Origin of the sequence: Kitasatospora sp. NPDC096077, from assembly GCF_040303245.1 — a bacterium.
Classification (GTDB): domain Bacteria; phylum Actinomycetota; class Actinomycetes; order Streptomycetales; family Streptomycetaceae; genus Kitasatospora.
In genome coordinates this window covers 44,244-63,895 of the sequence record NZ_JBEOSV010000034.1, presented here as the reverse complement: position 1 = coordinate 63,895, position 19,652 = coordinate 44,244, and the positions used below count along the sequence as shown (strand labels likewise).

The window sequence follows — 19,652 nt, the reverse complement described above, 5'->3', positions numbered from 1 at the left end:
CGGGTCGCACCCCCTTCGAGGATCCCTCGACTGCCGGTTCCTCCCCTTGCGGCCTTGGGGTTCCGCACCCTCCAGCCGCCTTCCGCCCGGCCTCCAGTGATCCGGGACACCGTCGGATCCACCGCAGAGCCAAGCAGCGAAGGGTGGGAAAGGTGTCCGCTGAACAGGTGCACCGTACGTCGCACGAGGTGGAGATCGCCGCACCCGCGGGGGTCGTCTACGGGATCATCGCGGACACGGAGAAGTGGCCGCTATATTTCCCGCCGAACGTTCACGTCGAGCGCCTCGAGGGCGACGGGCGGCATGAGCGTCTGCGGCTGTGGGCGACCGCCAACAGCACGGTGAAGACTTGGACCTCGCGCCGCGAACTGGACCCTGGCCGCCGCCGCATCGAGTTCCGCCAGGAGATTCCGGCTGCTCCGCTGACCGGCATGGGCGGCATCTGGATCGTCGAGGAGCTCGGCGCGACCTCCACCCGGCTGACCCTGCTCCACGACTTCACCGTGGCTGACGACCGCGCCGAAGACGTCGAGTGGGTGCTGCGGGCCACCGACACCAACAGCGAGTCCGAACTGGGCCGTCTCAGGACGCTCGCCGAGCGCTGGACCGAGCTGGACGACCTCGTGCTGTCCTTTGAGGACTCGGTGCATGTCGAGGGACCGGCGGAGCTCGTTTACGACTTCCTGTACCGGGTGGGCGACTGGCCGGAGCGGGTCCCGCACGTGGACCGCCTGGACCTGGTCGAGGAGACGCCGGGTGTGCAGGTCATGTCGATGGACACCCGCACAGCCGACGGCTCGGTCCACACCACCGAATCGGTCCGCGTGTGCTTCCCCGACGCCGTACGCATCGTGTACAAGCAGACCGCGACCCCGGCCCTGATGGCCGCCCACACCGGTGAATGGTCCGTCAGGCACGACGGGACCGGGGTGACCGTCACCTCGCAGCACAGCGTCGTGCTGCGGCCGGAGAACATCGAGCGGATCCTCGGACCGGACGCGGACGTCGCCGCCGCCCGCCGCTACGTCCGCGAGGCCCTCGGCCGGAACTCCGGCGCCACCCTCAACCTCGCCAAGCAGTTCGCGGAGACCGCTGCCCTGGCCCGCTGAGACCCCACCCTCCTTCTCCCCCCACCCCCCACCCCCCACGCCACCCCGCCAGCCCTGCCGGCGGGGTGGCGCCGTTCGACGAGGGCGGGCAGGGCGAGTCCCGGCGCCGGGACGCGGGTTCAGACGGTCGGCACCCCGAAGTGGGGCGTGCCGGTCGTGGTCGCGTCCCGTCCAGTGGGAGAGAGGGGCTGTTCGAGCGGTTCTCCAGGAAGGTCGGCGAGGCTCGAAATCACGTGCGGTGGTTGCGTCCCGCGCGTGGCGGCGATCCGCGCTGTCATCGTGACTCTCTGGAGGACAACTGTGAAGGAAAGCCGATGAGGCGGGTTGTGATCACCGGAATCGGAGTGGTCGCACCCGGCGGCGTGGGCACCAAGGAGTTCTGGTCGGTGCTCACTTCCGGCCGTACCGCCACCCGAGGCATCACCCTGTTCGACCCGGCGCAGTTCCGTTCGCGTATCGCCGCGGAGGCGGACTTCGACCCCGCCGCTCAGGGATTCACCCCGGCCGAGGCCGCGCGGCTGGACCGGGCCACCCAGTTCGCCCTGGTCAGTGCGCGTGAAGCCCTGGCCGACAGCGGACTGGCCGCAGAGCTGGACCCGCTGCGCACCGGTGTCACCCTGGGGAGCGCGGTCGGCTGCACCACCGGCCTCGACGCGCAGTACGCACAGGTCAGCCGCAACGGCGCGGACTGGGTGCTGGACCACACCAGGGCTGTCCGCCATCTCTTCGACTACTTCGTGCCCAGCTCGATGGCGGCCGAGGTCGCCCGCCTGGCCGGGGCCCAGGGCCCGGTGTCGCTGGTCTCCACCGGCTGCACTTCGGGCCTGGACTCCGTCGGCCACGCGGTGGAGCTAATCCGCGAAGGCAGCGCCGACGTCATGATCACGGGCGCCACCGAGGCGCCGATCTCCCCGATCACCGTGGCCTGCTTCGACGCGATCAAGGCCACCAGCCCGCGCAACGACGAGCCGGAGACGGCCTCGCGGCCCTTCGACCGCACCCGCAACGGGTTCGTGCTCGGTGAGGGGTCGGCCGTCCTAGTCATCGAGGAGCTGGAGCACGCCCGTCGCCGCGGAGCGCAGGTCTACGCCGAGATATCGGGCTTCGCCAGTCGCAGCAACGCCTACCACATGACCGGTCTGCGGCCGGACGGCGTGGAGATGGCTGAGGCCATCACCGCCGCCCTGGACGAGGCCAGGCTCAATCCCGACGCCGTCGACTACATCAACGCCCACGGCTCGGGCACTAAGCAGAACGACCGCCACGAGACGGCGGCGTTCAAGCGCAGCCTCGGACAGCACGCCTACGAGGTGCCGGTCAGCTCCATCAAGTCGATGATCGGCCACTCCCTCGGCGCGATCGGCTCCCTGGAGGTGGTCGCCAGTGCCTTGGCCATCGCGCACAACACCGTGCCGCCCACGGCCAACCTGCACGAAGCCGACCCCGCGTGCGACCTGGACTACACCCCGCTCGTGGCCCGCGAGCAGCAGACCGACACGGTGCTCACCGTGGGCAGCGGTTTCGGCGGGTTCCAGAGCGCCATGATCCTCACCCGTCCGCACCTGGGAGCGGCCGCGTGAGCGCCACGTCCGCTCTCGACCGCCCCCATGAAGACGGCCCGGGCGCGACCCGCCGCCCGCAGGCCGTGGTCACCGGCATCGGCGTCGCTGCCCCCAACGGATTCGGCGCCCGTGCCTGGTGGGATGCTGTGCTGCGGGGCGAGAACGGCATCGGTCCGCTGACTTGCTTCGACGCCTCCGGCTATCCGGCCCAGCTCGCGGGCGAGGTGCCTGGGTTCGTTCCCGAGGACCACGTGCGCAGTCGGCTGATGGCCCAAACCGACCGGGTGACCCGGCTGTCCCTGGCGGTCGCCAAGGAGGCGCTGGACGACGCCGGGGCGGACCCGGCCGAACTCCCGGAGTACGCGGCCGGGGTGGTCACCTCCAGCTCGGCCGGCGGCTTCGAGTTCGGCCAGCGCGAGCTCCAGGCCCTCTGGAGCCAGGGCGGCCAGTACGTCAGCGCCTACCAGTCCTTCGCCTGGTTCTACGCCGTCAACACCGGCCAGATCTCCATCCTGCACGGGCTGCGGGGCGCCAGCGGGGTGCTGGTGACCGAACAGGCGGGCGGGCTCGACGCTGTGGCTCAGGCCCGCCGCCAGCTACGCAAGGGGTCCTCGCTCGTCGTCACCGGCGGCGTCGACTCCGCCCTGTGCCCGTGGGGCTGGGTCGCGCACGTTGCCGAGGGACGCATGAGCGCCAGCGAGGATCCGGACCGTGCCTTCCTTCCCTTCTCGGCGAGCGCCTGCGGGTACGTGCCCGGTGAGGGCGGCGCCCTCCTGGTGCTGGAGGACGCGGAGGCCGCCCGGGCCCGCGGAGCCCGCGTGTACGGGTCGGTCGCCGGCTACGCCGCAACCTTCGACCCGTCCCCGGAGTCCGGCGGCTGTCGGCTCGGCGCCGCAGCCGCACTCGCCCTGGCCGACGCCGGGGTGCGGCCCGACCAGGTCGACGTGGTCTTCGCCGACGCCGCCGGCGAGCGGGAGGCCGACCGTGCCGAGGCGCGGGCGATCTCCGAGCTGTTCGGTGAGCGGGGCGTGCCCGTCACCGCTCCCAAGAGCATGACCGGCCGGCTTTCCGCCGGAGGGTCCTCCCTCGACCTGGCCGCGGCGCTGTTCTCGCTGCGCGACCAGGTGATCCCGCCCACCATCGGTACCGAGCGCCCGGCCGAGGACTGTCCTCTGGACCTGGTGATCGGCACCCCGCGCACTGGTGTGGAGCTGCGGACGGCGCTGGTACTGGCGCGCGGCCGGGGCGGTTTCAACGCCGCCGCCGTGGTCCGCGCCTGAACCACGCCGCCGCAGCCCCGCCGTACCGAAGCACATCGCGATGGACGCTCACACGTCCGTACATGAGGAATACGAGGTATGACGTGACCCGGTTCGAACTCACCGACCTGACCGTCCTGCTGCGCGAGTCCGCAGGCGAGAACGAGGGCGTGGACCTGGACGGCGACATCCAGGACGTCTCGTTCGCCGGTCTCGGCTACGACTCGCTGGCCATGCTCCAGACCACGGGCCGTGTCGAGCGGGAATGGGGGGTGCTCCTGGACGATGAGGCCGTCTTCGAGGCCGAGACGCCGCGCCAGTACTTGGAACTCGTCAACCGGGCGCTGTCCGAGCGCACCGCCGCCTGAGCTCCGGCCGGGGCATCGACGGCCACTGGTGGGGGACCGCCGGGTACGGCCGTCCGTCCGTCCGTCGTGCCGAGGCCCGTGAGGCGAGGAGCGATCGTCCCCGGAGAGGGGCCTCCCGCTCAGCCTCGCGGTGCCCCGCGACCGCCGGTCCCCGGCCGCCCAGGGGTTCAGCAGGGCTCCATCGGGCCTCAAGAGCGCAAAACCACCATCGGATCCACAAGACCGGCATACGAACAAGGGGGAAGGGCTGTGGGCAGCAGCGTGGACACGGTACCGGACACCCCGGGGGCCGCGGAGGCCGCTCAGGTGGCTCCGGACTTCCCGGGCGTGCCGGGAGGGCCCTCGGGACACTACCGCAGCCTGGTCGACGGATTCCTCGCCCACGCCCGCCAGAGCCCGCGTGCGACGGCCCTGGTCTGGCGCGACGAGGAGATCGACTACGGGACCCTGCTGCGGCGCGCCCAGGCGCGGCGTGCCCGCCTCGACCGGCTGACCGGCGACGGGCCGGTCGGCGTCCCCGCCGTGAAGTCGCCCGACACCGTCGCGCTGGTCCTCGCCTGTCTGCTGGAGCGCCGGCCGGTCCTGCTGCCCTCGGCCACCCTCGGCGCCAACGCCTTGGAGCGGCTGTACGGCGAGGCCGGCGTGTGCGAGGTGCTGGATCCGGCGGAGGCCGCCGGCCCGGACACGGACGACGAACCGGACCACGCGGACGCCGGCCCGGGGAAAGCGCCCGCGCCTCCATCCGAACAACCCGCCCTGCTGCTGACCACTTCCGGCTCCACCGGACTCCCCAAGATCGTGCCGCTGGGCGTGGAGGCCGTCGACGCGTTCGTCCACTGGGCCGGCGACGCCTTCGGCATCGGTCCCGGCTCCACCGTCCTCAACTACGCGCCGCTCAACTTCGACCTGTGCCTGCTCGACGTCTGGACCACCCTCGCCCACGGCGGCCGGGTCGTCCTCGTCGACGCCGACCAGGCGCTGAGCGGCCCCCGCCTGCTCGCCCTGCTCGACCGCTACCGGGCGGAGGTGGTCCAGGGCGTGCCCATGTTCTTCCGACTGATCACTGACGCCGCACAGGACACCGGGTCGGTCCTGCCGTCCGTACGCCACGCCGTCTTCACTGGCGACGCCCTGCCCGGGCCGGTGCTCGCCTGGCTGCCGCACCTGATGCCCGCCGCCCGGCTGCACAACGTCTACGGGTGCACCGAGACCAACGACAGCTTCTGGTACGAGGTGACCGACGCCCGGGCCGAGGCCGCCACCCCGATGCCGCTCGGCCGCCCGCTGGCCGGCGTCGACCACTTCCTCGCCGACGGTGACGGGCGTGTCCTGGAGGGACCGGGCACCGGCGAACTCCTCGTCTCCACGCCCTTCCAGACCGACGGCTACCTCGGGACGGCCGCTGCCGCGCAGGTTTTCGTACCGCATCCGTCGGGCGCGGGAGCGCGCCGGTACTTCCGCAGCGGCGACCTCGTACGCCGACACCAGGACGGCTCGCTCACCCTGGAGGGGCGCACCGACTTCCAGGTCAAGGTGCGCGGGGTCCGGGTCAACGCCGGGGAAGCGGAGAGCGTCCTGCTCGCCCACCCGGACGTCACCGAGGCGGCCGTGCTGGCCCTGCCCGACCCCGTCGCCGGACGCCTGCTGCACGCCGTTGTACGGCGCGCCACCGGCTCCGGTCTCAACAGCCTGACATTGCGCGGGCACCTGGCGGCTCGGCTGCCGCGCGCGGCCGTCCCCTCGACTCTGCGGATCACCGACGATCCGCTTCCCAGGACCTCGACCGGCAAGGTTGACCGCGACCTCGCCGCCAAGGCCCATCTCGCCAAGGAGAACTGACATGACCCACGTCCAGGCTGTCAAGGCATTCATCGTCGAGGAGTTCCTGCCCGACGTGCCCGTCGGCGAACTGGCCGACGACCTCGACCTCCTGGAGAACGGCATCGTGGACAGCCTCGGGCTGCTCAAGGTGATCGCCTGGCTGGAGGACCGCTACGGGATCGACGCCGACACCGTCGACCTCGACCCGGAGTCCTTCACCACGGTCGCGACGATCGCCGCGTTCATCGAGGAGTCCGCGCCCGAGACCGCGGGGGCCGCGTAGCCATGCACGAGGCCGTCGTCTCGCTCATCAGCCGCGACCGCCCGGTGGAACTGCCGGTGTGGCGCTCGTTCTGGGACCGGCTGCACGCCGGTGGCCTGCTCCGGGGTGAAGCCGCGGCCCTTCTCGCCTCGCTGTCCACCCGGATGCCCGACCGCGACACCCTGCACGGGCTGCTGGAGTCTCTGGACGAGCGCCGGTCGCCGCGCCCCGCCGATGCCTTCGCCGCTGCCGTCAACATCGTCGGCGCCGGCGGCGGCCCGGCCACCTTCAACATCTCCACGGCGGCGGCCTTCGTCGCCGCGGCCATGGGCGTCCCCGTCGTCAAGACCGGCTCCCGGGCCTACACGAGCCGCTTCGGCTCCATCGACCTGCTCGAACGGCTCGGCATCACGCCGACCACCTCGTACGAGCACACCCAGGAGGTCCTGGAGCGCTGCGGCATCGCCTTCGCCGGGTTCTTCGTTTACCCGCAGGAGGTCACCCTCCTCGCCCGGGCAGTGGCGCCGCTGGACATACGCCGACTGGGCTCCTTCGTCAACACGCTCGGGCCCTTCCTCGCCGACATGCCGGTCCGCGCGCAGGTGACAGGCGTCTCCCGGCCCCGGCACGTGGAGGGGTTGCGGCACGCCGCCGAGTACGTCTCGCGCGCCACCGGCCGGTTTGTCTGGCTGGCTGTCAACGACGCCGGCGCCGACGAACTGCTCGGGTTCACCGCCAACCAGGTCCGGGCCTACGAGGACGGGGTCGAGAGCGAGTTCGCGCTGACCCCCGGCGAGCTCGGGCTCGGCAGCGGCCGCCTGGCCGACCTCGCCGTCCCCGAAGGCGGCGTGGACCGGGCCGCCGAGTTGTTCCTCGACGTACTCGCCGGGCGGTGCAGCCCGACGGTCCGCGAGACGGTCTGCCTCAACGCCGCGGCGCTCGCCGTGGCCGGCCGGCTGACCGGCGACTGGCACGAGGCGCTGGCAGCCGCCGACGCGGCGCTGCGGGACGGCTCGGCCCTCTCCCGGGTCGAACGACTGCGGTCTCCGGAGGCTGCGCATGCCTGATGCCATGCCCGTCACGGCCCTGAATCCCGATGCCCGTCCCGGCTTCTTCGCCGGGCGGAGCCCGGGGCGGGCGGGACTGGCCGTGTTCGCCAACGCCGGCGACCCGCCCCTTGCCGCGCTGCCGGAATTCACCGCGATGCTCGACGAGAACGGTGTCGACTGCCTGGAACTCGCCGTCCCGTTCCCCGGATCCGTCACCGACGGGCCGGTGATCCGCCGCTCCGCCGACCGCGCGCTGGCCGGCGGTGTCACACCGGACTCCGTCCTCGACGCGGTGGCCGCCGTTCGGCCGGGCCTACGCCGGCTGCGCATCGCCCTGCTCGTGGACTGGAGCCACAGCGTTAAGGGCACCGATCTGGGGGACGTGGCGCGGTCCGTCGCAGACGCGGGCTGCGACGCACTGCTGCTGCACGGGCTGCCGCCCCGGCTCCGCGCCGCCCACTACGCGGCGGCGCGCGGCGCCAAACTGCCGCTCGTCACCACCTGCTACGCGGTCTCGAACCCGCAGACCGTTTCCGAGGCCGCCCGGCACGCCTCCGCCTACGTCTACCTGGTCGCCCACTTCGGCCGCAGCGGCACGAGCGCTGCGGCCAACCCGGACCGCCTGGCCGCAGCGCTGACCGCGCTTCGCGCCGAGGCCACGGCCCCGGTCGCGGTCGGCTTCGGCATCCGCACCCGGGCCGACATCGCCGCGTTGGAGGGCCTCGGCGCGGACGCGGCGGTCGTCGGCAGCGCTGGCGTCGCCCGGATCGAACAAGCCCTCAGTGAAGGGCGCGACCCCGTCGAGGAGTTCGCCTCCTTCGTACGGGAGCTGCTCCGCCCGTCCCCTGAATACCCTGCGAAAGGAAACCCATCATGATCATCCGCAAGCTCGACGAGGTCCGCAGCGTCGACTGGGGCAACGGCTTCAGCCGCCGGTTCCTCACCGAGTCCGACGGCCTCGGCTACACCGTCACCGACACCATCGTCCGGGCCGGCACCAAATCCCGCCTGGAGTACCGCCGCCACCTTGAGGCCTGCTACTGCATCGAGGGCAGCGGCGAGGTCGTGGACACCGCCGGCGACTCGCACCCCATCACCCCGGGCACCCTCTACGCCCTCAACGAGCACGACGCGCACTGGCTGATCGCCAGTCCGCACGAAGACCTCCGCCTGGTCTGCATGTTCACCCCGGCGCTGCGCGGCGACGAGGTCCACAACCTCGAATCCCCCGAGTTCTCCCAGTACTGATGACCATCTGGACCGATGACCAGCAGCGGCTGCGGGAGGGTCTGCAGCCGCTGCTCGGCAAGATCAGCGAAGGGCACGTCGAACGCGACGCCGAGGCGGTCTTCCCCTGGGAGCAGTGGGACCTGTTGCGCGCGACGGGAATCCTCGGCCTGCCCTTCGAGGAACGCTGGGGAGGGCTCGGCCAGGACCTCGTGACCACCCTGTACGTCCTGGAAGGCCTGGGACAGGGCTGCCGCGACGCTGGGCTGAACTTCTCCGTGACCAGCCACATCGTCAGCACCGGTGTCCCGCTTCAGCGGTTCGGATCGGATGAGCTGAAGGAACGCCACCTGCCGCGCCTGTGCTCCGGGGAGCTCATCGGCGCTCACGCCATCAGCGAGTCGGAAAGCGGCTCGGACGCCCTGGCCATGCACACCCGGGCGGTCCGCGACGGCGACTCCTTCGTCCTGAACGGCAGCAAGGCCTTCGTCAGCAACGGGCCCGTCGCCGACCTGATCACCGTCTACGCCCGGACCAGCGACCGCCTGGGCCCGCTGAGCACCACCGCTTTCCTGGTGGACCGCGACACCCCCGGCCTGACGGTCGGCAAGCCGATCCCCAAGATGGGGCTGCGCACCTCGCCGCTGAGCGAGCTGTTCTTCGACGACTGCCGCATCCCCGCCTCGCGGGTGCTCGGCCGGCCGGGCGGCGGCTTCCTCGTCCTGGACCACGTGATGCGCTGGGAGATCCTCTGCTCCTTCGCCGTCAACGCGGGGGAGATGCGCGACCGTGTCGAACGGTGCGTCGAGTACGCCCGCACGCGTACCCAGTCCGGCAAGCCGATCGGCTCCTACCAGGCCGTCTCCCACAAGATCGTGGACATGGAGATCGGTGTGGAGACCGCCCGCTACTGGCTGTTCTCCGCCGCTCGCAAGATCGTCACTGGCGAGAACGCCGCCAAGGACGTGGCCATCGCCAAACTCGTCACCAGCGAGGCGAACCTCGCCTCCGCGCTCGCCGCCGTGCAGATCTTCGGCGGCAACGGCTACATGGCCGAGTACGGCATCGAGAAGGAGCTGCGCAACTCGGTCGGCGGAACCATCTACTCCGGGACCTCAGAGATCCAGCGCAACCGCATCGCCTCGATTCTCGGCCTCTGAACCCGACCCCGAACGAAAGCGGATCACACCACCATGAACCTCCAGTCCGGAGCCGGATCCGGAGCCGCAGCCGTGGCCACCGAGGCCCTGGCCGCGACCGAGTTCATCGACCACGACAGCCCCGAGGTCCGCGCCTTCGTCCGCGCCCGCGTCCCGGCGAGCGCCACCACCCCCACCGAGCAGGCAGTGGCGCTGTACTACGCCGTGCGCGACGGCATCCGCTACGAGGTGTACGGAGCAGACCTGTCCCGCGAGGGACTGCGCGCGAGCCGGGTGGCGACCACGGGCTCTGGCATGTGCCTGCACAAATCGGTGCTGTACACCGCCGGCCTGCGCTCGCTGGGGATCCCCGCCCGCCTGGTCCTCACCGACGTGCGCAACCACCTCGCCTCCGACCGGCTCAAACGGCTGCTCGGCGGCGACGTGTTCCACCAGCACGGCCTGGCTGCCGTGCACCTGCAGGACCGCTGGGTGAAGGCGACCCCGGTCTTCAACCGGACGCTGTGCCGGCTGTACCGGATGGCCCCGCTGGAGTTCGACGGTACGGCCGACAGCCTCCACCACCCCTTCGACGAGCAGGGACGCCAGCAGATGGAGTTCCTGCGCTTCCATGGCGAGTTCGACGACCTGCCCTACGCGCGGGTCATCGCCGACCTGCGGGCCGCGCACCCGGGACTGTTCGAGGGCGAGTGCCCCCGGTTCGTCGGCGGCTCCCTTGCTCGAGACGCCCACGACACGGCGGCGAGGGCCTAGTGTTCGTCAAGGTCTGCGGTGCGACCACTGCCGAGGAGGTCCGGGCCGTCGCAGACGCCGGCGCGGACCTCCTCGGCCTGTGGCACGGCGTCTCCCGCGGCCGCGCGGACCTGCCCGCCGGGCGGCTGGCCGAGCTGGCCGCAGAGGCCCGGGCCACCGGCCGGCTGCGGTCCGTACTGGTCACCTTCGGCTCCGACCCCACGGCCCTGGCCCGGATCGCCGCCGGTGCCGGCACCGACTGGGTCCAGCTCCACGGCTACCAGCGGCCCGCCCTGGTCCGCGCCCTGCGCGCGGAACTCCCCGAGCGGGTGCACATCGTCAAGGTGCTGCACGTCCGCGGAGGTTCATGCCCAGAGGCGAGCCTGATCCGAGCCTACGAACGAGCCGGAACCGACCTGTTCCTACTGGATTCGGCCACCGACGACGGGCGGGTCGGCAGCACCGCGCACACCCTGGACGACACCACGGCGGCCGCCCTGGCCGACCGCATGGAACGCTCTTTCCTGCTCGCAGGCGGCCTGCGCCCGGACAACCGGGACCGGTTCGGCGCCACTCTCGCGCACCCCGGATTCCTCGGCATCGACGTGGATTCCGCCGTCCGGGGCGACGCCGGCCTGCTCGACGGAGCGCAAACGGCGGACCTGGTCCGCGCCTGGAAGACACCTTGACCTTCACCGAAGCGCTCACCTCCGCCGACCGCCCCCTGATCATGGAGGTCAAACGGCAGGACGCCGACGGCAACGACCTGCTGGGCGGCCGGTCGGTCGCCGAGGTCGTCGCCCGCTACGAGGAGGCGGGTGCACCCTGCATCTCGGTGGTCACCGGACACTGGTTCGGTGGCACCGAGGAGCTGCTCGCCGAGGTCGCCGCGCTCACCGACCTGCCCCTGCTCCGCAAGGACTTCGTCACCAGCCGCAGGCAGCTCGCCCGCACCCACGAGCTCGGCGCCTCGGCGGTCCTGCTGACCGCGAAACTGCTGCCCGCCGATATCTTGGCCCGGCTGGCCGGACACGCCCTAGAGCTCGGGCTAACCCCCTTCGTGGAGGTCGCCGACGAGGCGGAGGCCGCCGCGGTGCCGCGCGGACCCCACTGCGTGGTCGCCGTCAACAACAAGGACATCGCCACCCGCGAACGGCTCCCCGGAGACCCGGACCGCAGCACGGACCTGCTGCCCGCAGTACTGCGCACCGGTACCCGCTGCGCGGTGAGCGCCAGCGGCATCGCCGACCCGGTCCGGGCCGCCCGGCTGCTGGACGCCGGATTCCACGGCCTGCTGATCGGCACCGGCCTGCTGCGCGCGCCCAGCCTGACGGCATGGAGCGCGCGGCTGGACCAGGCCCGCGCCTGAGCTCCGCGCGGCATCGACCGCCCCTCGACGAACGCTCCAGTACGCCCCGTGCTGCGGTCCGCAGGATGGGGCCAGCAAGTGGTTCCCCGCCCGTGGGCACCCAACCCGAATACGACCACCCGGAGTTGAATGTGGACAGCGCGCTGTACAAGACGAAAGTCACCGACGCCTTCAACGAGGCCGCGGCGACCTACGACCGGCTGGGCGTGGAGTTCTTCACGCCGATGGGCCGCAGGCTGGTGGAACTGGCCGCTCCGCAGCCGGGCCAGCGGCTCCTGGACATCGGGTGCGGCCTCGGCGCCACCCTGCTGCCCGCCGCCACGCGGATCGGCCCGAACGGCACCGCACTGGGCATCGACATCGCGGAGGCGATGGTCGAGGAGGCCGGCCGGGAGGCCGAGCGCCAGGGGATCCGCAACGTCGAACTGCGCGTGATGGACGGCGAGCACCCCGACCTGCCAGCCCGCTCCTTCGACCTGATGCTCGGCAGCTACAGCGTGATCTTCCTGCCGGACGCCCGGGCGGCACTCGCCCGCTACGCGGGGTTGCTGCGCGACGGCGGCCGGATCGCCTTCACCAGCCCCGTCTTCACCCGGGACACCTTCCCCTTCCTGCCCCCGATGTTCACCGAGCTGATCCCGATGTCTCTGCTGGAGCACCTGCCATCGGCCTGGCATCCAGAGCAGCTGCACCAGCAGCTGCACTCCTGGCTGGAGACCCCCGCGGACCTCACGGCCGCCCTGGACAAGGCCGGCTTCACCGATGTGCGGATCACCGACGAGAACGTCCACATGACCGCGGTGTCCGGCGAGGCCTGGGTGGACTGGTCGCACACGCAGGGCATGCGGCTGCTGTGGCAGCACTTGCCCGAGGACGAGGCCGCCGCCCTGCGCACGCGGCTCATCACCGCCCTCGACGCCCTGCGCGAGAACGGCGGCCCCGTTCACATCGAGGTCCCCGTCCGCTACGTGACGGCCACCGTTGCCCGCTGACACACCGGACGAGGAAGGCGGGGAACGGAGCGTACGGAACGGCGCCCGGCCGGGATGTCCCGGCCGGGCGCCGTTCCGTACGTCGTCGACGTCCTCAGACCACCGACAGGGCGCCGTCCACCGCGAGGACAGTGCCGTTGGCGTACGCCGCCTCGGGGCGTGCCAGCTGCACGATCCACCAGGCGATCTCCTCGGGGCGGCCCACCCGGCCGGACGGGATCTGCCCGGCCACCTGTTCCAGGAAGTCCCGGTAGGCCTCCTCGGGCATCCCGGCCCGGACGCCGAGTCCGGTGTCCACGACACCGGGCGCGACGCCCACGCAGCGGATGCCGCGCGGCGCCAGTTCCACCGCCCAGGTCCGGGTGAGGAAGTCCAGCGCCACCTTGGCCATGCCGTAGACGGAGTTCTGCGGCCAGGCCCGGCGGCCCAGCGAGCCGGCCGAACTGACATTGACCACCACGCCCCTGGTCTCCTTCAGGGCCCCCAGGGCGGCCTGTGTGAGGAAGACCGGGGCCAGCAGGTTCGTGCCGAGCTGGGCCCGGACCGTGTCCCGCTCCAGACCGTCAAGGGCGACGAACCCGGTGACGGCCGCGTTGTTGACCAGCACGTCGATCCGGCCGAACTCCTCCAGCGCCCGCTCCACGATCAGCCGGGGCGCGTCCTGGTCGTCGACGTCCGCCGCCAGCGTCCGGATCCGCTCGTGGCCGGCCGCGGTCTCCTTCAGCCTCGCCTCGGTCCGGCCGACGACCAGCACCCGGGCGCCGTCCTCGGCGAACGCCCGGGCACTCGCCGCACCAATCCCGGTGCCGCCGCCGGTGATGATCACGCACTTGCCCTCGAAATGCGCCGCCTGCGTCATCATCACCCTCAGGAGCACAGGGCGATGTTGACACCGCGGATGACGGCCTGCTCGGCCTCCGGGCCGAAGTTCTTGTCACCGATGGTGAACGACAGCTGGACGCGGGCCGACAGGTCGCGGGTGGTGGCCGCGAATGTAGCGTAACCGGGGATGCCAGCGCCGTGGCCCCACAGGTCGAGGCCGGCGTCGTTCGCCAGCTTCATGATGCCCAGGCCGTAGCCGATGCCCATCGGAAGGTTCTCGATCATGTCCTCGGGCAGCGCCGTGGTCATCTCAGTCAGCTCCGGCTCGTCCAGCAGCTTTCCGCTGAACAGGGCCGAGAAGAAGGTGTCCAGGTCGCGGGTGGTGGAGATGATCTCCCCGGCGCAGCCGGCCTCGGAGGGGTTCATCAGCGTGACGTCCACCGGCTCGCCGCCGATCTGCATGTAGCCGCGGGCGTGCGGGCCGGGGATGTTCGGGTCGTCGCCCGGCAGCACCGTCTCGGCCAGCTTCAGCGGCTCCAGCACCCGCTCGGTGATCTCGGTGCGGTAGGAGCGGCCGGTGACCTTCTCGATGAGCAGGCCGATGACGAAGTAGTTGGTGTTGCAGTACGCGAACTTGGAGCCGGGCTCGAACTCCAGCGGCTTGGCCGCGGCGATGGCGATCAGGTCGGCCGGCTCATAGTGCTTGTAGCGGTCACGCAGGAACCGGTCGCCCGGCTTCTGGAACGAGTCCGAGTAGTTGTACAGGCCGCTGGTGTGCTGCATCAGGTTGCGGATGGTGATCTTCTCGCCGTACGGCAGCAGGCCGGGCAGGTAGCTCTCCACCGTGTTGTCGAGGACGATCTTGCCCGCGGCGACCAGCTGGAGCACCACCACCGACACGAACGGCTTGGTGAGGCACGAGACTCGGAAGCGGCCGTCGGCCGGCACCGGCCGGTCGGTGCCCAGCTCGGCGACGCCCGAGGTCACGACGAACGCGTCGTCGCCCCGGGCGACCCGGAACTGGACGCCCGCCGCGCCCGCCGCGACCAGGCGGTCAGCCGCGCCCTGCACGGCTTCCTGAAGAGCCGAAGTCATCTTGCGAAACCCCCATCGGGTAGCAGTCGTCACATGTCCGATCGGATCGAGCCTCTTCGCGCCCCGTGGAGGTACGCCGGAGCCTCGGTGGAGCCGGACGGCACACGGAACCTTCCGGCGGGCCTGGCCCGCCCACCGTTCCTCAGCGGACCTTCAACCGAGCCGCGAGTCGGTGCGGACAGACTCGGTGCGTCCGCCGAACGCGTGTGAGGAGACCGGCCGTGCCGTCACGCACCACCGCCCCCGTCATTGCCCCCGCTCCGCCGCCCGCCCGGACGGCGGAGATCGCCGACGGCGTCCACGCCTTTGTCCAGCCGCCCGGCGGATGGTGCCTGAACAACGCAGGCGTGATCGTCTCCGAGGGCCTGAGCGTCCTCGTCGACACCGTCGCGACCGAGTCCCGGGCCCGCGCCCTGCGGAAGGCCGCGCTGCGCCTCAACCCGGCTGCCCCGAAGGCCGTCGTCAACACCCACTTCCACGGCGACCACGGCTTCGGCAACTTCCTCTTCCCCGAGGCGCTGGTCGTCGGTCACGAGCGCACCCGCTCGGAGATGATCGCCTCGGGCCTGCACCTGACGGGTCTGTGGCCCGACGTGGACTGGGGCGCCATCGAGCTGGTGCCGCCGGCCGTCACCTACCGGGACGCCCTCACCCTGCACGTCGGATCGCGTCGTGCCGAGGTGGTGCACGTGGGGCCGCGCGCCCACACCTCCAACGACTCCGTCGTGTGGTTGCCCGAGCAGCGGGTCCTGTTCACCGGGGACCTGGTGATGGCGGGGGTGACCCCGTTCTGCCTGATGGGATCGATCGCCGGCTCCCTGGCCGCCCTGGAGCGGCTCCGTGCGTTCGGCGCGACCACGGTCGTGCCCGGCCACGGCCCGGTCTCGGGCCCCGAGGTCTTCGACACCGTGGAGGGGTACCTGCGGCTGGTCCGGGATCTGGCCGAGCAGGGCCGCGCCGCGGGCCTCACCCCGATCGAGACCGCCCGGGAGAGCGACCTCGGGCCGTACGCCGATCTCCTCGACCCCGAGCGCCTGGTGCCCAACCTGCACCGCGCCTATGCGGAACTGGCCGGCACCGAGGCCGCGCAGGCGCTGGCGATGCCCGTCATGGAGACAGCGCTGCGCGAGATGATCGAGTACAACGGTGGGCTTCCCTGCTGCCTCGCCTGAGGTCCCGGGCGCGGGGCGGCCCTCCCGCCGCACCGGCACGTGCGGGCAGCGCCACGCGCCGTCGGGCGTCCACCGCGGCACGACCCAGGCGTGCTGGAAGCCGTCGCGGAGGCGGCATCACCGGTGTCGGCATCGTGGTGGGAGAGACCGCCGCGGAGATCCGCGCGGCCGTCGGCGACGGGTCAGCGTTCAGCCTCGACGTGACCTACCTGCCTCAGGAGACGCCCCTCGGGCTCGCCCACGCCGTCCTGATCGCCCTGTCCGGGGGCGGCCTCCGGGACCGGTTCAGCGGCCGGACCCGGAGGCCGCCGTACGCCGGATCCGCGCGAGCAGGTCCGCCTGGGCCAGCAACTCCACCTCGTCGCCAGCGCCGCCCGGCCGGCCGTGGACGGCGGCGGCGAACGCGGTGAGAGTCGCCGCTGCCTGGTCCTCGGCCGGCAGGGTCACCGTCTCGGTGCCCGAGGCCCGTTCGAGAAGGAGCCGGGGGCGGTGGTCGGCGGCCGGGGTGAACGCCCGGTCCACCGTGATCCGTCCCTCGCTGCCCCACAGCTCGTACCGCGACCGGTAGGCGTGCTCCATGCCGAAGGTCAGCTGCGCGCTGACGCCGTCGGCCCGACGCAGCAGCGCGGCACCGGAGGTCTCCACCCGTCGCCCGGGGGTGGCCGACAGCACCGCGCCGGCCACGTCGAGCTCCGTGCCGAGCAGGTGCACCGCGGCCCGTACCGGGTACAGGCCGATGTCGGCGAGGCAGCCGCCGTCCAGCTCCGGGTCGTAGCGGATGTCCCCCTCCGGGGGCGCGGGCACGGTGAACGCGGCGTGCAGCACGCGCGGCTCCCCGATCGCCCCGTCGGCCAGCAGTCGGCGCACCGCCGCATGTTGGCCGTGGTGGACGAACATCGTGTTCTCGCGCAGCACCAAGCCCAGGGCCCGGGCCCGCTCCAGCAGCGCGCGGGTCCGCGCCGGGTCCGTGGTCAGCGGTTTCTCGGCCAGGACGTGCTTGCCGGCGTCCAGGGCCGCCGCGACCCATCGGGCGTGCAGCGCGGCTGGCAGCGGCAGGTAGACGGCGTCCAGCGAGGGATCGGCGAGCAGCTCCGCGTACCCGGTGACGGGCCGGGCCCCGTAGGGCACCGCCGTGGCCGCGGCCCGGTCGGCCGACCGGCTGGCGACGGCGCGCAGTTCCACGGCGTAATGGGCGGCCATCGCGGGCAGCATCCGGCGGCGCGCGATCCCGGCGCAGCCGAGCACGCCCAGGCGCAGTACCGGGTCGGCGGCCGGGCCCGTCCCGCGTGCAGGCGACGCGGCCGGGGTTCCATGGGAGGGAACAGGCATGGCGGGACTCCAGTCGTCCTCGGTCGGGCTCGAACGCGCCAACGGTGGCCGGGGCGGCTCGGTCCTGACTCGATCCCGGGTCAAGAGGGGGGCGAGCGGCGTCGGTGAGGCTGCTGGTGGCCGCTGCGGCTGTCGCGGCCGACCCCGTACGGGGCCCCGTCAGGGGGTCCGGACGATCCGACGAGGGGACCCCATGTTCTCCAGCACGACGGCATTCCACCGCTGGTTCGAGCAGGTCTGCGCGGCGCAGACGTACGAGGTGACGAGGGTGCCCGTGGACCGGCTGGACGGCTGGTCGCGGGAGGAGGGGACCGGGAACCTGGTCCACCGCAGTGGGCGGTTCTTCTCCGTCCGGGGCCTCGCCGTCACGCGTTCGGGCCGCGCCGTGGACGCCTGGCAGCAGCCGATCATCGTCCAGCCGGAACAGGGCGTCCTCGGCATCCTGGTCAAGGAGTTCGACGGAGTGCCGCACTGCCTGCTCCAGGCGAAGATGGAGCCGGGCAACGCCGTCCTGGTCCAGCTCTCGCCGACCGTGCAGGCCACCCGGAGCAACTACACCGGCGTACACGGTGGCCGCCCGGTGCCCTACCTGGAGTACTTCCTGACGCCGGGTCGCGGCCGGGTCCTGTCCGACGCCCTCCAGTCCGAGCAGGCGTCCTGGTTCCTCGCCAAGCGCAACCGCAACATGGTCGTGCAGACCGACGAGGACGTCCCGCTCCTGGACGAGTTCTGCTGGCTGTCCTTCGACCAGATTGCCGAACTGCTGCAGACCGACGACCTGATCAACATGGACACCCGTACGGTGCTCTCCGGAGCCGTCGGCCTGCGCCGGCCCGCCGGGGCGGTGGGCGCCGGGCCCGACCCGGACTCGTTCCAGGGCGCGCTGGCCGCCTCGTGGGAGCCGCAGGGATGGCGCCTGAACGGCACCACCGAACTGCTGCGGCACCTGGCGCTGGCCAAGGAGCGCTGCACCCTCACCCGCGAGGTCGTCCCGCTGGCGGACACCGTGCACTGGTCGACGCGCGACGGGGTCGTCGTCCACGACGAGGGCCGCCACTTCACCGTGCTCGGCGTACGGGTGCAGGCCTCCAACCGGGAGGTGTCCGGCTGGTCCCAGCCCATGTTCATGCCGAACAGCCAGGGTGTGGCGGCCTTCCTGGCGAAGCGGGTGAACGGGGTACTGCACCTGCTGGTGCAGGCACGCGTGGAGACCGGGGCGCTGGCTCGCGTCGAGCTGGCCCCGACCGTGCAGTGCCAGCCCGCCGACTACGGTCCGGGAACAGCGCCGGTGTTCCTGGACACGGTGCTGTCCGCCGGGCCCGACCGGATCCGGTTCGACACCGTGCAGTCCGAGGAGGGCGGGCGCTTCTACCACGCCCGAATCCGCTACATGCTCGTCGAGACGGACGAGGACTTCCCGCTCCAGGTGCCGCCGCAGTTCACCTGGATGACGGTGCGCCAGCTCATCGGGTTCGTCCGGCACGGCAGCCACCTCAACGTGGAGGCGCGCACCCTGCTCGCCCTGCTCGGCTTCCAGCCCGCCGCCCCGGCTGCGGTCTGCGAGCGGGCCCTGGCCGGGGCGGTGCCGGATCACCGGTAGGTGTCGGTGACCGCCAGGCAGTCCTCGTAGCGCGGGAGCATGCTCCGCGTCTGAGCCTCGGCCAGTTTGACGGCGTGGGTGTCCCGCTCCGACCGGGTCAGCGGGAGGCCCTTCGGCCAGGGCAGGGCCAGGGCCGGATCGAACGGGTCGAGGGACTGCTCCAGGCCCGGCCGGTAGGGGGACGACACCAGGTAGGACATGACGGTGTCGTCCTCCAGGGCCAGGAATGCGTGTCCCACCCCGACCGGGAGGTAGACGGCGTGGAAGGACTCGGTGTCCATCGCTACCGTGTCCCAGACGCCGAACGTGGGGGAGCCCAGCCGGAGGTCGATCACGAAGTCCATCGCCCGGCCCCGGGCGCAGTGCACGTACTTCGCCTGTCCGGGCGGGGTGGTGGTGAAGTGCACCCCGCGCAGCACCCCCCGCGCCGACCGGTTGTAGTTGGTCTGTACGACGGGCATCGGGTGGCCCACGGCCCGGGTGAATTCCTCGCCCTGGAGCGGGGAGAGGAATATCCCGCGCTCGTCAGCGTGCACCCGCGGCGTGAACTCGAAGGCGCCCTCGACCTTCAGCGCCCGCGCGGTGATCGGGGCGGCGGTGTCCGGGGCGGTGCGCCCGTCGGTCTTCATCTGTCCTCCTGGCAAGGGGTGTTCGGTGTGGCTGCGGTCCGCCACAGTGTGGGGAACTGCTCTTGAGCCCCAGTCGACGCCGGCGCAGGCCCGGT

Annotated in this window: 20 protein-coding genes; 16 read left to right on the top strand and 4 right to left on the bottom strand. The window is 72.0% G+C overall.

Features of this window, described 5'->3' with window-relative positions; all coding sequences use genetic code 11:
* Window positions 1–152 precede the first annotated feature (152 nt).
* From ABTZ03_RS26375 to ABTZ03_RS26310, 14 genes are all read left to right on the top strand, one after another.
* A complete protein-coding gene (locus ABTZ03_RS26375) occupies window positions 153–1,109 on the top strand; it encodes an aromatase/cyclase (RefSeq protein ID WP_350515549.1) in 957 nt (318 codons plus the stop codon).
* A gap of 314 nt (window positions 1,110–1,423) precedes the next feature.
* Entirely contained in the window at window positions 1,424–2,689 is a 1,266-nt protein-coding gene (locus ABTZ03_RS26370; protein ID WP_350515548.1) for a beta-ketoacyl-[acyl-carrier-protein] synthase family protein, read from the top strand.
* Between the two features lie 65 nt (window positions 2,690–2,754).
* Entirely contained in the window at window positions 2,755–3,951 is a 1,197-nt protein-coding gene (locus ABTZ03_RS26365; protein WP_350515580.1) for a ketosynthase chain-length factor, read from the top strand.
* Between the two features lie 83 nt (window positions 3,952–4,034).
* Window positions 4,035–4,298: an acyl carrier protein gene (locus ABTZ03_RS26360; RefSeq protein WP_350515547.1), complete on the top strand. Its 264-nt coding sequence runs from the start codon at window positions 4,035–4,037 to the stop codon at window positions 4,296–4,298.
* Between the two features lie 249 nt (window positions 4,299–4,547).
* Window positions 4,548–6,137: an AMP-binding protein gene (locus tag ABTZ03_RS26355; protein WP_350515546.1), complete on the top strand. Its 1,590-nt coding sequence runs from the start codon at window positions 4,548–4,550 to the stop codon at window positions 6,135–6,137.
* A gap of 1 nt (window position 6,138) precedes the next feature.
* Window positions 6,139–6,402 (top strand): acyl carrier protein, encoded by a 264-nt coding sequence (locus ABTZ03_RS26350; protein WP_350515545.1) that lies wholly within the window; start codon window positions 6,139–6,141, stop codon window positions 6,400–6,402.
* A 2-nt stretch (window positions 6,403–6,404) separates the two neighbouring features.
* Window positions 6,405–7,448 (top strand): anthranilate phosphoribosyltransferase, encoded by a 1,044-nt coding sequence (locus ABTZ03_RS26345; RefSeq protein ID WP_350515544.1) that lies wholly within the window; start codon window positions 6,405–6,407, stop codon window positions 7,446–7,448.
* On the top strand, window positions 7,441–8,307 hold the full coding sequence (trpA, locus tag ABTZ03_RS26340; RefSeq protein ID WP_350515543.1) for a tryptophan synthase subunit alpha: 867 nt from the start codon (window positions 7,441–7,443) through the stop codon (window positions 8,305–8,307). Before ABTZ03_RS26345 ends, trpA begins: the two co-directional genes overlap by 8 nt.
* Window positions 8,304–8,678, top strand: a complete 375-nt coding sequence (locus ABTZ03_RS26335) for an ectoine synthase (RefSeq protein WP_350515542.1) — start codon at window positions 8,304–8,306, stop codon at window positions 8,676–8,678. The genes trpA and ABTZ03_RS26335 overlap by 4 nt, the downstream gene beginning before the upstream one ends.
* Window positions 8,678–9,817, top strand: a complete 1,140-nt coding sequence (locus ABTZ03_RS26330) for an acyl-CoA dehydrogenase family protein (protein ID WP_350515541.1) — start codon at window positions 8,678–8,680, stop codon at window positions 9,815–9,817. Before ABTZ03_RS26335 ends, ABTZ03_RS26330 begins: the two co-directional genes overlap by 1 nt.
* 72 nt (window positions 9,818–9,889) lie before the next feature.
* The gene (locus ABTZ03_RS26325; RefSeq protein ID WP_350515540.1) at window positions 9,890–10,570 is read left to right on the top strand and encodes a transglutaminase-like domain-containing protein; all 681 of its coding nucleotides are present in this window, start codon (window positions 9,890–9,892) and stop codon (window positions 10,568–10,570) included.
* Entirely contained in the window at window positions 10,570–11,238 is a 669-nt protein-coding gene (locus ABTZ03_RS26320; RefSeq protein ID WP_350515539.1) for a phosphoribosylanthranilate isomerase, read from the top strand. The genes ABTZ03_RS26325 and ABTZ03_RS26320 overlap by 1 nt, the downstream gene beginning before the upstream one ends.
* Window positions 11,235–11,918: a beta/alpha barrel domain-containing protein gene (locus tag ABTZ03_RS26315; RefSeq protein WP_350515538.1), complete on the top strand. Its 684-nt coding sequence runs from the start codon at window positions 11,235–11,237 to the stop codon at window positions 11,916–11,918. The genes ABTZ03_RS26320 and ABTZ03_RS26315 overlap by 4 nt, the downstream gene beginning before the upstream one ends.
* Window positions 11,919–12,049: 131 nt before the next feature.
* Window positions 12,050–12,910 carry a class I SAM-dependent methyltransferase gene (locus ABTZ03_RS26310; protein WP_350515579.1) on the top strand — a complete coding sequence of 287 codons (861 nt, stop codon included), beginning with the start codon at window positions 12,050–12,052 and terminating at the stop codon, window positions 12,908–12,910.
* 94 nt (window positions 12,911–13,004) lie between these two features.
* Here ABTZ03_RS26310 and ABTZ03_RS26305 read toward each other — a convergent pair whose 3' ends face one another.
* Window positions 13,005–13,772: an SDR family NAD(P)-dependent oxidoreductase gene (locus tag ABTZ03_RS26305; protein WP_502894591.1), complete on the bottom strand. Its 768-nt coding sequence runs from the start codon at window positions 13,770–13,772 to the stop codon at window positions 13,005–13,007.
* 5 nt (window positions 13,773–13,777) lie between these two features.
* Window positions 13,778–14,827, bottom strand: a complete 1,050-nt coding sequence (locus ABTZ03_RS26300) for a serine hydrolase domain-containing protein (RefSeq protein WP_350515536.1) — start codon at window positions 14,825–14,827, stop codon at window positions 13,778–13,780.
* A gap of 221 nt (window positions 14,828–15,048) precedes the next feature.
* On the opposite strand from ABTZ03_RS26300, the gene ABTZ03_RS26295 reads away from it, so the two are divergent.
* The gene (locus ABTZ03_RS26295) at window positions 15,049–15,999 is read left to right on the top strand and encodes an MBL fold metallo-hydrolase (RefSeq protein WP_350515535.1); all 951 of its coding nucleotides are present in this window, start codon (window positions 15,049–15,051) and stop codon (window positions 15,997–15,999) included.
* 285 nt (window positions 16,000–16,284) lie between these two features.
* On the opposite strand, the gene ABTZ03_RS26290 is transcribed toward ABTZ03_RS26295, so the two are convergent.
* Window positions 16,285–17,328: a Gfo/Idh/MocA family protein gene (locus ABTZ03_RS26290; RefSeq protein WP_350515534.1), complete on the bottom strand. Its 1,044-nt coding sequence runs from the start codon at window positions 17,326–17,328 to the stop codon at window positions 16,285–16,287.
* 193 nt (window positions 17,329–17,521) lie between these two features.
* Between ABTZ03_RS26290 and ABTZ03_RS26285 the strand changes: the two genes are divergently transcribed.
* Window positions 17,522–18,928, top strand: coding sequence for an NDP-hexose 2,3-dehydratase family protein (locus tag ABTZ03_RS26285; RefSeq protein ID WP_350515533.1), 1,407 nt, complete (start codon window positions 17,522–17,524; stop codon window positions 18,926–18,928).
* Here the strand turns inward: ABTZ03_RS26285 and ABTZ03_RS26280 are convergent.
* The gene (locus ABTZ03_RS26280; RefSeq protein ID WP_350515532.1) at window positions 18,919–19,557 is read right to left on the bottom strand and encodes a dTDP-4-dehydrorhamnose 3,5-epimerase family protein; all 639 of its coding nucleotides are present in this window, start codon (window positions 19,555–19,557) and stop codon (window positions 18,919–18,921) included. The genes ABTZ03_RS26285 and ABTZ03_RS26280 overlap by 10 nt on opposite strands.
* Window positions 19,558–19,652: the final 95 nt, after the last annotated feature.

Coding starts and splice junctions, on each gene's coding strand:
- ABTZ03_RS26370 (WP_350515548.1), top strand. CDS start 1,424: ATGAGGCGGGTTGTGATCACCGGAATCGGAGTGGTCGCACCCGGCGGC.
- ABTZ03_RS26350 (WP_350515545.1), top strand. CDS start 6,139: ATGACCCACGTCCAGGCTGTCAAGGCATTCATCGTCGAGGAGTTCCTG.
- ABTZ03_RS26345 (WP_350515544.1), top strand. CDS start 6,405: ATGCACGAGGCCGTCGTCTCGCTCATCAGCCGCGACCGCCCGGTGGAA.
- trpA (WP_350515543.1), top strand. CDS start 7,441: ATGCCTGATGCCATGCCCGTCACGGCCCTGAATCCCGATGCCCGTCCC.
- ABTZ03_RS26335 (WP_350515542.1), top strand. CDS start 8,304: ATGATCATCCGCAAGCTCGACGAGGTCCGCAGCGTCGACTGGGGCAAC.
- ABTZ03_RS26330 (WP_350515541.1), top strand. CDS start 8,678: ATGACCATCTGGACCGATGACCAGCAGCGGCTGCGGGAGGGTCTGCAG.
- ABTZ03_RS26305 (WP_502894591.1), bottom strand. CDS start 13,772: ATGATGACGCAGGCGGCGCATTTCGAGGGCAAGTGCGTGATCATCACC.
- ABTZ03_RS26300 (WP_350515536.1), bottom strand. CDS start 14,827: ATGACTTCGGCTCTTCAGGAAGCCGTGCAGGGCGCGGCTGACCGCCTG.
- ABTZ03_RS26290 (WP_350515534.1), bottom strand. CDS start 17,328: ATGCCTGTTCCCTCCCATGGAACCCCGGCCGCGTCGCCTGCACGCGGG.
- ABTZ03_RS26285 (WP_350515533.1), top strand. CDS start 17,522: ATGTTCTCCAGCACGACGGCATTCCACCGCTGGTTCGAGCAGGTCTGC.
- ABTZ03_RS26280 (WP_350515532.1), bottom strand. CDS start 19,557: ATGAAGACCGACGGGCGCACCGCCCCGGACACCGCCGCCCCGATCACC.